The sequence below is a fragment of the Fodinibius sediminis genome (assembly GCF_900182555.1).
Taxonomy (GTDB): domain Bacteria; phylum Bacteroidota; class Rhodothermia; order Balneolales; family Balneolaceae; genus Fodinibius; species Fodinibius sediminis.
In genome coordinates this window covers 135211-150722 of the sequence record NZ_FXTH01000010.1, presented here as the reverse complement: position 1 = coordinate 150722, position 15512 = coordinate 135211, and the positions used below count along the sequence as shown (strand labels likewise).

Here is a 15512-nt window from a genome sequence, read left to right as displayed (position 1 = left end):
ATCATCACGTTATGAGTACTTTAATCAACAATTATCCGGTCTTCGAGGACAATCAGGTTCTTACCAGTAGTCAGCTGAATCAGCTGCAGAACTACCTCAACCAGCAAAATCGCCTGACCCGCGTCACCCTGATCGGTATCGGCGTTGTTTGCGGTATGGATATTGTCTGTTCTTCCGAGAACGATGAACTGACCATTACCAAGGGGGTGGGCGTCACTTCCGAGGGACATCTTATCACTATTGGCGACTGTGTGACTACGCAATACCGTACCTATGACAAACCGAACAGTGTTAGCTATCCCCCGTTTGAAGACCCGGTGACTCAATTACAGGACGTGGAGCTCTACGAACTGCTGACTGAAGAGGCTGAAGTTGATCCCGAGGATACGGTGACCGAGTTGAGTGAAGACTTTCTGGATGATAAAATTGTCCTGTTATTCCTGGAGTGTTATGACAAAGACCTGAAATCCTGCCTGGGCAAAAGCTGTGACGAGCTGGGGATTGACCGCATTATCTCCCTGCGTAAACTCGTGATTTCGAAAGAGGAGCTTGAGAAAGTGAAAGAACGGATCAACGGGGGACTGCTGGAGGCGGCCTACCCGGCAAAGTATGACCTGCCCGTTCTGCAGGTCAAGCGGGCACTGATCCGGCCCGGAACCCCGGCGTCGCGCTATTATATCGGGATGGCTGGAGAATACCTGGAAGCCATCGACGAGGTTTGGGAACCCCTGTACGAAGCCCTTTATCAAACGTATGAGGTATATGAGCCTGTGCTTGAGGAGCTGTATCCGGCTAACCCATTTGAAGATGATATGCTCAAAGAAATCAAAGAGGAATTTGAGGCGTACCTGGCGTCCTATTCCGATTTTTCTGAGCCGGTATTCGGAATACAGTATTTCTATGACTTTGTGAAGGACCTGATGCTGGCCTATGAAGAATTTCGGCTCACTGCCTTTGATCTCAGTGGGGCCTGCTGTCCCGACAGGTCGCGTTTTCCCAAACACCTGATGCTGGGGAAAGCGTGCGCCAAAAGCGGGGACTTGTGTGATGATGTTGAATTTCGGAACGAGTTTGTTGCGTCACCTGTGTTCAGTAGGCAGCGTAACCTGGCTGACAGGGTCCGGATGCTACACAAGCGGCTGGTGCTGTTGTGGGAAAGCTTTGACTTGGAACGGCTGGAGGATCCATGGGAGCGGGAGATCAAAATAACCCCCAGCTGCGAGAAAAAAAGCTTTATTTCCGACCGGGCCATTCCTTTCTATTACGATGCCAGCCGGGAAAGCGGCTTCGAGGAACTGGGCACGCTGGAAAACAACTGGGACTTTGATTTGCAGCGACAATGCCGAACTGAAGAAATGCCTCTTCAGCTTTCCTATGACAATCATCAACCGAACTCCGACCGGGATAATCCCATAGCGACACCGCTGAAATATGATCTCGACCCCTATAACTTTCTTCGGATTGAAGGTCACATCAGTAAAGATGTTGACAAGGCGGAAGCTGCACTACGGGAAATAAAAAATGCGAACAACCTCTCTTTTGATATTAAGAAGGTCTACTTTGGTGACCTGATGGAGGAAAAACCGTTGCCGGACTGCCTTGTTGAAGATCTGCAGCCACAGTATTCAATCTGGCGCAACAAGGTTTTGCTGTTTCTAAAGAATCTCGTCCGCAGTAGCAAAACAGCCGAGCGGGCTATCCTGAATCGCAATATGATCACAGCTGAACCTTCTGCTTCTCGCAAAAGGAGTAATTTTGCCTTCAGCGGGATGGGGGATATCAACCTGAACATATCCGACTTTACCAATATTTTTACGGGGGCGGATCCCTCCCGGCTTGATGAGTCAGCCAACCGGTTTTATTCGGCAATGAGAAACCTCGAGCGGGCCGGCAGCCCGGCATACCAGCCGCGGACGGCCGCTTACGCGAGCTATACCGATACCTCCATCCGGGATCTTTTTTCCTCATTGAACAACTGCCTGCATCAGCTAATTGACGCAATGCCCCGCGACCTCCGCGATTTTGATATGGAAGCCTGGCTCACCCATTATAAATGTGCCCTGCGGGTGGTTGTAAATATTATGAAATGGATTGCAGGTTATGCTACAACACCTGAGATGCGGATGGTAGTGTTACTGTACCTTTATATTATAGCAGCCGTACACCGGTTGCTGTCTTTTGTAGCTATCTATCCCTATATCACCATCCGTATTCTCAATGACACGCTGCAGGAGCGGAGGGAAGCCCTGGTGAAATCGTTGCAACTCTCCCGATTTCGCGACCATCATCCGGGAGCCGATCATAAGGCTGGCGTTGCGCCGGGACAGACGTTCCTGTTGGCCTACCAGCTGCCCCACCAGATGGAGGGTGTTGCAGATAATGGCAGTGCAGATGAGAGGTTGAGGAACATAAAGGAACTTTCAAAATTTCCGTTCGGTTCAGGGGACCAAAACCTGGATTTCGAGCAGTATCTCGAGATGGCTGCGGAGCTGGAGGGGCTTGTTGTTGCCGATTTTACGCTCCCGTTCATCTGCTGTGATGAATGCGAAGATGTCCCTTCGGAAGCTGTTACACTCGATCCGTTTGCTCCGCCGGTTACCGCTGTTGCCAAGCCCGATAATCTGATGGATATCAATGGTTATGATAATGTGGAAATTCAGCTTATCAATGATCTGTATGATCCGGCTGTCTATGAAGCCGACATAACGAGCAGCCCGAATTTTGGGACTCCTTCATTCAGGGAAGATCCGTATGAACCGGATAACACCAAAACCAAGCAGGTTCTGGTGTATGAGGTGGATCTCCAGAAAGTGGCAGCGGAAATTCAGCGTACCGACGACTTTTTTATCATTGATGAATTCAATTATGAAATCAAAGATTTGAACAGGCAGGAAGTGGTCGGCAATGATACAGTCACTGTTTTCATACCCGTGGAACGTAGTACCAAGCCACAGACAGGCATAGTCACCGGAACAGTGGAAGGTGTCGATGTACAGGGTAACCGGGAACCGCTGGTGGGGGGCAAAGTAACCGTGGAGGGTGAGGCTATTGGAGCTACATCAGATCTTAATGGGGCGTTCCGTTTATCAGACGTACCGCTGGGAGATCAGACGCTGGTTGCATCGTATGTGGGCTACATAAATGATACAAAAGACATAACGGTGGGAACGGGAACAAATACCGTAAGTCTTGTCCTGAACCAGGCCGACGATATTCATATCAATTATGAGCGGATACTGAAAGCCCATGAAATAGAAGATGACACGGAAGACGCCAGAAAAATTAAGAAATATTATGCTGCAAGTATGACCAATGCCAAGGAAAGGGCGGCTGATATCGAAAAGCGGGAAGCCAAAGAGGAGATAACCACCATAACCAAAACAGCCTCTGCGATTGAGATGTTCTCCGATGAAGAGGATATCAATGTGGTTAAACTGAATAATGAATATAACACGCGGAGAAATGAACTGGTCCAGGCCATTCAAAACACCAGTGGAAGGGAAAAAGAGCTCCACAGGGAGGCACTGAAAAATCTAACCGAAGCCTATTTAAACCGTCTGGCTTACAGTCAGCCGAAAGAGCTGAGCAGCACGACCAGGGATGTATTGAAAGAATCATCCACCATCTTCAATGCCGAGTCTGACCTCGACATGAAAAAGACCGTTGATGAGTGGAAACAAAAGTCGAAGGGCTATATCAGCGAGGACTTTAAAAATAACCTCAACGACAACCTGAAGCTCAAGTAGATCGAATACGGACAAAATCATATCATCAGAACTTGTACGATGGATCTGCACCTTGCAGAACGCAGCAAGGCGGACAACATCCGGGACCGGATTTCTACAATCTGCCATGAACAGATTATGCCGGCCCTTTCCAAAGTCTGTGATAAATTGACGGAAAATAAGGAGCAGCTGTTTCTGGATAAGCTGGAGCTCGACCTTGGCACCATCCGGGAGGATGAATTGGAGCAAGTGCTGGTCAGAAAGCTGGTGGATAGGTTTGAAGAACAAGTCAAAGAACTGATTTTGATGTCGGCTGTTGAGGAAAGAACAGGCTCTACCACCGGTCGAAAAGAAAAGAATGGTGATGCTGCAAACCGCACACGGGTCGATGTGCTGATGCACTTCTTCCGCATGGGTACTATCCCCTGGTGGTGTCCAGACCGGGAGGCTGATATAGCAGGATGGATTGAGGAGCAGTTTTCAGAAGATGCTGAATCCTTAACCTCAGCGGTAGGACAGGAGCTGGGATCACCGGCCGTCCGGGCCCGGCTGATTCGCTATTTTACTGATACTCAGTTCCAGCGGTTTTTCGATATACACAAACTGACGGATGTTTTTCGGTTTTATACCTCCTTCAGACAGGTTGTTCGTTCGGGCGGCATGCAGCTATCCCGGTCGTGGGAAGAGTTCCGGAAATTTTTCCTGGATGTGGTGCTGGACCAAATGGGAAGGGGCGGTTCCGCCTTGTCAACGCCCGCTTCTTCGGTCCTGCCGCGGTTATCCATCACGCAAAAACAACGCGCTGTGGTCGGCGCCGTTTCTCTGCTGGTCGACAAATATGATCTGCCCCAAGAGATTATAGAAGAACTGTTTTCCAAACGTTCAGAGGGGATTGCTCTTTTTCCGAACGGTCAATGGGAGCAAGCCTTCAATACGGTTGACCCCCCAGCAGAAATACCTCCAGGGGAGAAAGCCAAAAGCCGGCCTTTAAAATCTGATACGCAGGCAGAGTTCCCCGCTGCCAGGAAGGAAGATCAATTTGTCGAAATCTCAAATGCGGGACTGGTTCTGGTCTGGCCCTATCTCAATACGCTCTTTGAACATCTCGATTTTGTTGAGGAGAGAGCTTTCGTAAGTGTCCCGGCCACGCACCGGGCGGTACACCTGCTGCACTTTATCAGTACGGGACACGAAGAGGGGGAAGAACATGAATGGCCCCTGAACAAGCTGCTTTGCGGGCTGGAGCCAGAAACCCTGGTCCCGGAAGATATCGAATTGTCGGACCGTGAGAAAAACGAGGCAGAGGCTATGGTGAAATCGGCTGTCGATCGATGGAAGGCGTTGAAAAACACCTCTGTAGGTGGATTCAGAGAAACCTTTCTGCAGCGACAGGGTATCCTTATGACGGATCCCCACGGCTGGAAGGTCGAAATCGAACGTATCACCTACGATATTTTGCTGGATAAACTCCCGTGGCCGATATCAGTCATTAAGCTTCCATGGAACGAAGAGATCATACACGTACAATGGTAACGGAAAAAATTGAACATAACGCCCGTGACCTGAAAGCCGAGCTCAACTGGTTCAGGGAGATCCTGAGAACCCGGTCCAAGCTGAATGCCGGAGAAGAAACCCGGCACGAGGATATCTACGATATCGCCCCGCCGCATTTCAAGGGCAGTCGTTCCACTTATGCCCGGTTTGTCGGGAAGCACAAGCTGGATTTCGAAGCGCGTTTTTTGCTTATACTGGCCATGGTCCCCCATATAAAGCCGGAGCTGCTTGATGTATTCTTGACCAAAAATAAGAATACTCAGCAAATTTTTACGGAATTCGGTGGCAAGAAGGGGAAAAATCATCAGGGGTTTTTACCGACTGGAGAAACGGCCCTGTTCATTCTTGCCAGCAGTGATTTAAGGCGGCGTTTTTCCATTCAGCGGGCTTTTGATGCCAACCACCTGTTCAGGCGGGAAAATATCCTGTGGCTGGAGAATATGGAGAACGGGGAGCCACGGATGAGTGGGGCCCTGCAGATATCAAAAGAGGTATTGGATCTGCTCACCATGGGAGAACTTCGCAAACCGGATTTCAGCGCCGAGTTTCCGGCCAAACTGCTTACAACTAAAATGGAGTGGGATGATTTGGTGCTGTCATCCAAAACGCTGGGGCAGCTGGATGAGCTTGAGACCTGGATCCGCCATCATCATACCCTGAGGAAGGACTGGGGGATGGATAAGAAGCTGAAGCCGGGATACAAGGCGCTTTTTTACGGACCGCCGGGAACCGGAAAGACCCTGACGGCCACGCTGCTGGGCAAAAAAACAGGCCGCGATGTATACCGCATCGACCTCTCCCAGACAGTTTCGAAATATATCGGGGAAACAGAAAAAAACCTGGCTAACATCTTCGACCGTGCCGAACACAAGGAATGGATCCTGTTCTTTGATGAGGCCGATGCCCTGTTCGGCAAGCGTACCAGCACCAAAGATGCCCATGACCGCTATGCCAACCAGCAGGTTTCCTACCTGCTGCAACGTATTGAGGATTATGACGGTCTGGTTATCCTGGCCTCAAATCTAAAAAACAATATTGACAATGCGTTCCTGCGGCGGCTGCAGGCGATGATCCATTTCCCGATCCCCAGCTACAGCGAACGGCTGGAACTGTGGAAACAGGGTTTCAGCAATGAGGCCAGCCTGAAAAAGGAGATCGATCTGAAAGCGATTGCCAAGGAGTATAAAATTTCGGGCGGTACCATTATCAACGTTATTCAGCACAGCTCCCTGAAGGCGCTGGGCAGGGAAAGCAATGAAATACGTCTGAATGATATTACCGGCGGGATTAAACGGGAGTTTCACAAAAGTCGAAGAACCATTTAATGGAAGCCCTGTAACGATGTTTAAGCGCGTACCATATTCCGGGCAACAGGATATCGAACGATCCCGGTCGTCTCGTCCCGGGGGAACTGGGTCCAGGCAGGAAGCCATTCCGGCGCAGCCTGAAATGCATTCCAGGATGAAGATCGGTTCACCCGAGGATAAGTACGAACAGGAAGCCGACCGGGTGGCTGACACTGTCATGCGCATGCCCGATCCGCAGGTGCATATGAAAGCTGTTCAGGAAGAAGAGGAAGGGCAACTGCAGATGCAGCCGAAACAGGGCGTCCAAATACAGTTGAAGCACCAGGTGCCAGAGCTGCAACGCATGTGTCCACGCTGCCGGGAGCGGGCCAAGCAGGGAAAACCGCTGAACTGTGGCGAGTGTGAACAAAAGCTGCAGATGACTCCGCCTATACAGCAGAAGAATCATGGTCCAACGTATGTATCACCCGAAATAACCAGCCAGCTTCATGCATCGAATGGGCAGGGAGCATCGCTTCCAACGGGTGTGCAGCGGGAGATGTCGCATAAAATTGGTGCTGACTTCAGTGACGTAACGGTCCATACCAATTCCAAATCCCATCAGTTAAACGAACAGTTGGGAGCAAAGGCCTTTACCCATGGAAATGATATCTATTTCAACCGGGGTAAGTATGATCCCGAATCTTCTGAAGGAAGACACTTATTAGCTCACGAGCTGACCCATGTGGTTCAACAAACGGGAAGGCAGCCTTCATCTACAACGTCCCAAATTGATAATACCAAGATCAATAGTAGCCGTTCGGTCCACTTCAATGGATCTCCCAATTTCGTACAACGCAAAAAATCAGAAGATCCGCTATGTAAGAGTTATGTTTGGAGTAATCATCGCACAAACATTGAAGAATTTATTAAAAAGCTTAAAAAAGATTCATCTGTTGAGAACCGACTGACTTTGATAAGGGAGCTGAAATGGACGTATCGCTGTAGTTCAAATAATGAAAAAAGTACAATACGCAGAAAACTGGTAGCAGAATTGGGTTCCGATCAAGCCACGGCCTTGTGGAATGAAGCTGGAACTCCCTTTGGAGGGTACAGGGGCTCTTATCCCGGCTACTATGGAGGAGCAAAGGGACGACTTAAAAAACTGGGTACCAGTGAGATAGATCCATATAGAGCTTTCAAATTTGATCCGCGTACAGATGATGCTTCTGCTTTTAGGGCGGGTAGGACTGCGGCGGCAGTTTCGGAGAAATCGGTCCTCAAAGCCACAGACATACTTTATTTTTATGGTCACCAATACGCTCAATATAAGAGTCCCGGTGTTTTTGCCAATGGTATGCAGACCCAGTTTATTGATCTACGGGCACTTGCAGCCCATGGGAGGTTCGACAAGGTCAAGCTTATCATCAGCACTTCTTGTGCCACTATCTGTAAAGAAGCTGTAAATGTGTTTTCTTCGCTTTTTCCCAATGCCGTTATACTTGGATACCGTAAGTCTGCTCCTCTCCATGGCAGTTCTGTGAGAAACGATTTTGAAACTGGAATTCGCAGTTTGAAACGGCCGCTTTTGTTAGAGAAAAATATTGACGTGAACGCCATTATTGATGTCTGGAAGACGGTGGTCAAAAAACATCATCCCAATGAGGCTCGCCGTTTCCCCGGCTACTATAAGGGCGGTACGGTCTATTACCTGGAAAAAGGTAAATGGAAGTCCATAGCAGCCACCAATTCTGCAAATACCTGTAAGAAAAAAGGATCTCAAATACGAGAAGCTGCCGATTAACGCGAATCAAATAGCCTATTGAATTTTCAATATTACATTCGTTTTCTACAGCAATACCTTAATGACTCCCTTTGACAGGCTTATTGGACGAAAACTATATAACATAAGATGGTCTTGTTTTTTGCTCAGAAGTTATTATACGAACCGGTCAGGCTGACTAAGTCACGGGCCGTAAGGAAACTTTATCTATAAAGATACCGGATACATAGCCAATCCGGGTATGTTTGTCCCGTCCACTGAGCTATGTGAAGATCAACAAACAGGATATTTATCTTCTGGTTGAAAACAGCAGCATATGAACACAACCACTGTAAAATCTGATTCAAACGGTACCCCCTCCAGCCGACTGGAGGTGGATGAACCGGATAGTGCACAGGAAAAAGAAGCGGAAAGCGTAGCTGATCAAGTTATGATGATGCCTGAACACCCGCCCGTCACGGCTTCCGATGATGAGGAAGAGGATGGAAAACTTCGGATGAGTCCCAATTCAAGCGCTCCCCTTCAGATGAATACCGGACGTGACCAATTGCAGGCCAGTCTAACGATGAAACCCTCCCCGAGGAGTACAACGCTCGACAGCTACGCATCACCGAAGCTTTCTGCCCGGATAGCCGGAACCAGGGGACAGGGTTCCGGCTTGCCGCCGGAGGTGCAGCAAAGCATGTCAAAAAAGATGGGAGCAGATTTTTCAGATGTTTCGGTTCATTCCGATTCGAAGGCTGCCTGGATGAATGAATCTCTGGGTTCAAAAGCCTTTACACACGGTTCAGATATCTACTTCAACAGGGAACAGTATAACCCAAACTCAAGGAAGGGGCAGCACCTGTTAGCCCATGAATTAGCTCATGTGGTACAGCAAAAAGGAAATAATCAGTCTGCGCTTATTCAACGCAATGACAATGACAATGGTGGAGAGCAAGATAATTTCGCGCCTTTTTTAATTACGACAAATGATTGGCGGATCATGAAAAATGATGGGCTCCGTATTGCCCGATCTTTTAGCGGCATAAATGTCCGGACAGTAGTCGTTATAACCAATAGGGTTCGTGCATTTAACATACAGGAGGACCTTTTGGGCAATTTTGCGCTTAAAGGCAATTTCCGATTACGAAATGGGGTTTTTCTTATCGGTTCCGATGCTAATTTACGGTTTGGGCGCCGCGGTGAAGACGTATCTACCATGTCAATCGGATTTAATCTTGAAAATCTTGATGAGGAATTTCAATCCCAGGTAGAGGGTCGCGATATATACATGTCTGACTGGGTGGATATACCAGAAGGACAGGATGATATTTTTATTATGCCGATGCTAATATTGGTAGCCAGTCAAGAAACGACGGAAGATACCGGGGGCGAAGGCTGCGAACAATCAGGGGCTCCCGGCTGGGCCTGGGAACTTTATCAGGCTGTGAAATTACGAGTGGAAGATATGCGCGCTGCCGGGGCCTCTTCGAGAAGACTGCCCAGCGACTTGATTTTACTGCGGGCTGATGAAGAGGGCAACACTGGCATTAATGTCTGGCTCAATCCCGAGAATGAAGAAGGACAGCACGCAGGTCCCCGCCGCCGGGTACCAATGCAGGAGAATCAAACGCCCGATGAACTATTGAGCATAATACTTGATGTAACTGAAGAGCTTGCTCAACAAGATTCAACCGGCGAGAGGGAGGGCGAAGCCTCTGAAGAGCAGGGCCAACAGGTGGATGAAATTCGATACAGTGCACCATTTGGAGAAGAAGGGGAGGGGGAAGGATTTGAGTATCCCCCGCTTGATGCACAAATTCACGGATTGTCCCTCCAGCCCACCGGAGGTACCGGGGTTTTCTCAATGGATATCGATTATTCCCAGTCGGCCCCCGATCTTCTGGGCCAGGTATCATGGGCTTTCCAGCATACTTACTACCGGTGGGAGGTGTGGGACATCACCAATTCAGAAAGCGTTCAGCAGCGTGCAGAGGAGATACAATCAGGAGGACTTTCATCCGAAGAGGATGAAGTGGGAAGGTTTGAACATATTAGTGGCGACTTTGGACGCCAAATGCAGCAGTTGGCCGAGCGTCCCGAACAGATTCGTCAAGATCGAAGAGAAGCCCTGATGGAGGGACGCTATATGGATGTTGTTGCCAATGAATTGAATGAAGATTTATACGGCCTTGAAGCTGCGATGGCACTGGGAGGAGAGCTGTTGGGTGCAACGGCGGATGTCTTTTCGGACGACCAGGAGCGCTCAATCCACTGGACCCGTCCCGGTATTTTTGTTGTCCGTTGCATTGGTGTGATTAATCCAGGGGCTGAAGAAGAGGAGCCTCGACGCGCTCCCAGTGTATCTACGCTGGTTGTTTCAGTACGTGATGTTGAGGAGATCTCAAAAGAAGCGATAGGTATGCCGGCAGCCCAATTGGAAGAACTGCGACTGCAGCTTTTGTTGTTGCAATCTTTGCCTGAAGGCCATCCGGACAGGGCAAATATCCCACTGCTTCAGGAGCGACTTGAAGAGGCTGAACTCACGGTGAGTGGTACTCCCACGGAACTGATCGAATACAGATTAGACAAAAGAAGGGAAGAGCTGGCCAATGCCCGTGAACAATCCATATTTTTGGAACATGGCCTGCATGACAGCAGGGTATCCAGGCTTGAGCGTGAGGTGGAAGTTCTGGAAGATCAACTGAGACTTGCAAATCTTCGCAGGGAGCAGCTGCAGTCGGACTCTGGAAACAGGCCCGTGCACCGTGCACAAGGCGTATTGGTAAGTAATGTTACGGGACAAACGTATCCATTACTTCTCCAGATATCGGAGCCAGTGTTAGTGGATGATGAGTGGAAATGCTTTTTATCGGATGTCACCAGCAGGGATGCGAATAAATATGAAGGATTTGCTCCCAATGAGGGTCCCGTTGAAGATGCAAAAGTACGTGCTGTTTGGGAAGCCGTGGAACGCTTTGCAGGGGATGCCGGATATGGAGAAGGACAGCTTACGATCAGCTTACCCAGTGAGGGATACTTTGCCTCACTCATTGATGATGCCAGAGAAAAAACAATTGAAAGTCGTCCCCGTGACTGGACGGCAGCTCGACAACGACTGGAAGAGTTGGCCCAGGTCATAGCGGTATTGGGATTGGTCGTTACCAGCCCAGCTGTTGGAATAACGGGTGGTGTGTTAAGTGCGGCCCTGGCGGCAGAACGCATTGTCAGTCGGATGGAGAACGATACTTTTCGCTGGGATTCTCAGGCCATCGGAGATGTAATTGAAATCGTCACGGCCGGGGTATCCATTGCCAATGTTGGATCGATCGGGGCTCTTCGTAAAATACCGGATGGAGAAGGAGGATTCTATCTCAGAACGGCCCGCAGTGCAGCAGAAGCAACGCATACCACGGCTGAAGTTGCTGAAGAGGCTCTGGATGTGGCTGGAATCATACACTGCAATGCGGAAACAGCCGGACAGATAGCAGAAATTAACGAAGCTGTGGCCAACGGGGAGATGACAAGAACGGAAGCCCGGCGCCAGAAAGCATCGATCATGGCCGGTGCTATTCAGTCAAACGGGATGAGTTTCATAGGTCGCGTGAGAGGAGCCTCAGGGGATCCTGAATCGCGAAATGCTTCCCGGGAACAGCCTTCCGGGCAAGATATTGAAACCGATGCTACACCGAGCGATGATACGAAGTCTCCCAGCCGGTCTGATATTGATGAGCCTACTAATCGAATTGAAGAAGCGCCTTCCTCAACTGCCGGACAACATCATGCGAGAAGGGGCGCCGAACTGGAAAGATTGAGAGCAGCCATGGGTGAGTTTGAAGGCCGTGTACCCATTATTGAACGGCCGAATCTCGGGCAAGGAGTGCAGGTGCGGTATAAAGATGGCAGCCTTGTGCTTGAAGTGGGACCGCGTGCCACCGATCGCCATGTCGGATATCATGTGGAAACGATGAGACAGTTGGCCCGATATGAAGGGGTCGTTGGCATGATTCGGCAACTGGCCTCCCGAATCAGGCAGATGTTGGGTCTGGGGCCGGGATATGGATCGCGCGGCTTCGAGGCACGGCTGGAAGTTGATAAGTTAAGACGAATACTATCCGACCTTGACCAGTTGAAACAACAGATTGATGCCAGGGCTGAACGACTCAGTTCCGATGCCTCACTCGCGAAGGCTCAGGCTGAACAGGCAGCGATTCAACGAGAAATTGACAGCATAACGGCACAACTGCAGGAACATCAACGAGCGGTAGAATCCACTGCATCCGGTGCCGGCTATGTGGCTGCGCGCGATGAACCGCGAAGCAACCAGGCTGCCCTGGATGCGGGGTACCCCCCGCTCGATGAAGCCCCCGGCCACTATTACGTCCAATCGCCGACCGGGGGGTACTATATTCGCCGCTTCGCCGGTAGTGATGCACCCCCGAAACAGATTGTATGGGAAAACGGAAATCCGGTAATTCGGGATCGCGAGGAGGGATCGGTTACTTATGAGCCACCGGAGACTTTGCGACCGGGTGAGACGCGGACATATACGGGGCCTCGTGGCACTACGGCCTCAGCGACCCGACGTCGACATGACCGTGCTGTTGTTATTCGTTCTGAGATTGGTCCGGGACGTGGGCGACTTGGATATGAGAGAGCAATGTTTAGAGGTATAGAAGTTGGACTGGAGGGCTGGCACCGAGCCCATAGCCAGGGGCAGGGAACGGGACACGAGAGCCCTTTTGGAATTTTATATGCTCCCGGGGAGGTTAATTTGAAGTATCAGAATAGCGGTATCGAGCAGCATATCAGGGACCTGTTTACACAGATATCTCCCGATGTTACGTTGCACCTTACCACTGAAACTATCGCTCATGCAGATAGTCGACGACTAAAGAGTATAACCTATAAAATTGGAGCTGAACGTGGTGGAGAAATTGTACGATTATTTGAGGCTGAAATTCAGGTTCATGATCGTCTGGATAATCCTAATGTTCAGATAAGTGGCCAGGATTATGCTGCTCTTGAGAACTTTTTAGCAGGAACGCCCGGTCGCGAAAGAGGAACCGAACCTGCAGAAACAGGTACTCACGCTCGTCAAGCAATAGATGTTGGAAATCTGCCACCTCAAGCAGAAGGTGCAGTTGGTGCTATTGATGATGCGATAGACCGAATTGAGAATCGTCCTGATCTGGCGTCGTATATTGAAGTATTACAGGATGAGCGGCGCCGCCTGCTTGAAAATCCATCGGAAGAAAATATCGAGAATGCTTATGATACGATTTCGGATATGGAGAGTGTATTGGGTACTCTCCCTTCGGAGTAGCAGAAAGTTGGTTAGGTATCGTTAATTTACTTTATGTTACTGGGTTTTATCATTTTTAAAAAGTAGGTCGGTGCGGTTGAGGAATTGCAGGCATTTTTCGCTGTCTTTTTCCGACCGTAAGATTTACATGTGCTATGACGGGTATAATGACTAAAAGAAGAGGTTTAATTAACCTACAAGCTATTTAGTTACGATTTAATTTTTGTTACAGTTTGTCTCAGAGGTAATTCTGCGGGCTAAGGTAAGTTTCAAGTAAAAGGTCAATTCAACACTATAACCAAACACTATGGCACTATACAGAAGAGGGTCGATGGGGGAAGAGGTCAAGCGCATACAGCGTCGGCTTCAGGAGCAAGATCACTATCGGGGAGCGATTGACGGGATTTACGGTGGGGGCACGGAGAGCGCTGTCAGAGCTTTTCAGCGAGCTCAGCAGTTAGCTGTCGATGGGATCGTGGGGCCCAATACCTGGGGTGAACTGTTTGATGAAGAGGAGGTAGCCCCGCCGGCCATTCTCGGGGAGACCCTTTCCTATCGCTGTCTGGCACTCACGGGATCATTTGAGACGGGAAAGCCGCCTCCCGATTGTTTTGCGGGCGTTGCGGGTGACTTCGACGGGCAGGGGATCAGCTTTGGAGCCCTGCAATGGAACTTTGGCCAGGGAAGCCTGCAGCCTCTCCTGCAGACCATGGATAATCAATACCCGGACCTGGTACATGATATTTTTGCCGGGCGCTATTCAGAATTTCAGGAAGTACTGGAAGCCCCCCGGGAGCAGCAAATGGCATGGGGGCGATCGGTACAGGATCAGAACCGCTATGTGTTACGGGAACCATGGCGCGGGTTGTTCAAGACGCTGGGCCGGTGCGGGGAATTCCAGGAACTGCAGGTGGAAACTGCAGACCGACTGTATAAAGAAGCCACCGATTTGGCCCGGGAGTATGAATTCGAATCCGAACGGGCCGTTGCCCTCATGTTTGATATCAAGGTGCAGAACGGGAGCATCTATCCCTATGTTAAACAGCAGATTATGCGTGATTTCGAGCAACTGCCGGAAGATGCGGGCGAGGAGGATCGCCTTTCTATCGTGGCTAACCGGCGCTCCGAAGCCTGTAATCCGCGCTGGATTGAGGATGTTCGCCGGCGTAAGCTGGCTATTGCGCGCGGACAGGGTACTGTGCATGGCATGCATTACAATCTCAGCGAGGATTACGGCATTCGACTGGCTGCTGCTTTTATTTCCTAAGTCAGCCTGTCAAAATATCTCGCGAATAGGATGCACATAGACCAGGTACAGGTAGAAAAAGGCCAGGGATAGGGCAAGTATGATGACGCCCAGTACTGGAGAACTTACTTTGATCCCACTGGCGGTGGCCTCGAATTCCGTTAGATTCTGCCCGGTGGAGTCCGCGTCTGACGCGGGTTCACTGCGGATTGATTTATAGAACTGTATACCGGAAAAGGAGATTCCGGAAAATACCAGCAGCAGGACACACCAGAAAATAAGTTTTGATGAGAAAAGCTGCCAGGCAAACACTTGCTTGCGGTGTTCAAAGCCTGATACACGGTACTCATAATAGGCATACATGGCATCTCGGTAGACGGCCAGAGTGGAGTCGTCCAGCAGTTGTTGCTGGGCTGGCGTCGGCGGGACAATAATGGAGTCGGGAAAGGTGGAGGCCGTTTTCGTCTCTTCTTCCATTTCCTGGAGGATTTGTTGTACTCTCTGATTTCGGGTTGTGGAATCGGTGTCATTTTGGGCAGTTGTCTGTGCCGTTGAGGGCTTGGAAAGCCAGCAAATCAGCAGAACCGCGTTTATGATGATCAAAACAGGTCGATATATGCTGGCCATGGCT

At 49.8% G+C, this 15512-nt stretch carries 7 protein-coding genes; 6 read left to right on the top strand and 1 reads right to left on the bottom strand.

The annotated features are described in order from the left end of the window. The first annotated feature begins 11 nt into the window (after positions 1–11). From FN808_RS12270 to FN808_RS12245, 6 genes are all read left to right on the top strand, one after another. Positions 12–3746 (top strand): carboxypeptidase-like regulatory domain-containing protein, encoded by a 3735-nt coding sequence (locus tag FN808_RS12270; RefSeq protein WP_142714891.1) that lies wholly within the window; start codon positions 12–14, stop codon positions 3744–3746. 39 nt (positions 3747–3785) lie between these two features. Continuing rightward, on the top strand, positions 3786–5258 hold the full coding sequence (locus FN808_RS12265; RefSeq protein ID WP_142714890.1) for a contractile injection system tape measure protein: 1473 nt from the start codon (positions 3786–3788) through the stop codon (positions 5256–5258). Continuing rightward, positions 5252–6604: an ATP-binding protein gene (locus tag FN808_RS12260; RefSeq protein ID WP_142714889.1), complete on the top strand. Its 1353-nt coding sequence runs from the start codon at positions 5252–5254 to the stop codon at positions 6602–6604. The genes FN808_RS12265 and FN808_RS12260 overlap by 7 nt, the downstream gene beginning before the upstream one ends. Positions 6605–6620: 16 nt before the next feature. After that, positions 6621–8369, top strand: a complete 1749-nt coding sequence (locus FN808_RS12255; RefSeq protein ID WP_221930036.1) for an eCIS core domain-containing protein — start codon at positions 6621–6623, stop codon at positions 8367–8369. A 295-nt stretch (positions 8370–8664) separates the two neighbouring features. Continuing rightward, on the top strand, positions 8665–13656 hold the full coding sequence (locus FN808_RS12250) for an eCIS core domain-containing protein (RefSeq protein WP_142714887.1): 4992 nt from the start codon (positions 8665–8667) through the stop codon (positions 13654–13656). 286 nt (positions 13657–13942) lie between these two features. Then, on the top strand, positions 13943–14902 hold the full coding sequence (locus FN808_RS12245) for a peptidoglycan-binding domain-containing protein (RefSeq protein ID WP_142714886.1): 960 nt from the start codon (positions 13943–13945) through the stop codon (positions 14900–14902). 9 nt (positions 14903–14911) lie between these two features. Here the strand turns inward: FN808_RS12245 and FN808_RS12240 are convergent, their stop codons facing one another. Continuing rightward, a complete protein-coding gene (locus tag FN808_RS12240; protein WP_142714885.1) occupies positions 14912–15484 on the bottom strand; it encodes a hypothetical protein in 573 nt (190 codons plus the stop codon). Positions 15485–15512: the final 28 nt, after the last annotated feature.

Bases quoted from the DNA above. Each gene is read 5' to 3' on its own strand.
- FN808_RS12270 (WP_142714891.1), top strand. From the start codon at position 12: ATGAGTACTTTAATCAACAATTATCCGGTCTTCGAGGACAATCAGGTT.
- FN808_RS12265 (WP_142714890.1), top strand. From the start codon at position 3,786: ATGGATCTGCACCTTGCAGAACGCAGCAAGGCGGACAACATCCGGGAC.
- FN808_RS12260 (WP_142714889.1), top strand. From the start codon at position 5,252: ATGGTAACGGAAAAAATTGAACATAACGCCCGTGACCTGAAAGCCGAG.
- FN808_RS12255 (WP_221930036.1), top strand. From the start codon at position 6,621: ATGTTTAAGCGCGTACCATATTCCGGGCAACAGGATATCGAACGATCC.
- FN808_RS12250 (WP_142714887.1), top strand. From the start codon at position 8,665: ATGAACACAACCACTGTAAAATCTGATTCAAACGGTACCCCCTCCAGC.
- FN808_RS12245 (WP_142714886.1), top strand. From the start codon at position 13,943: ATGGCACTATACAGAAGAGGGTCGATGGGGGAAGAGGTCAAGCGCATA.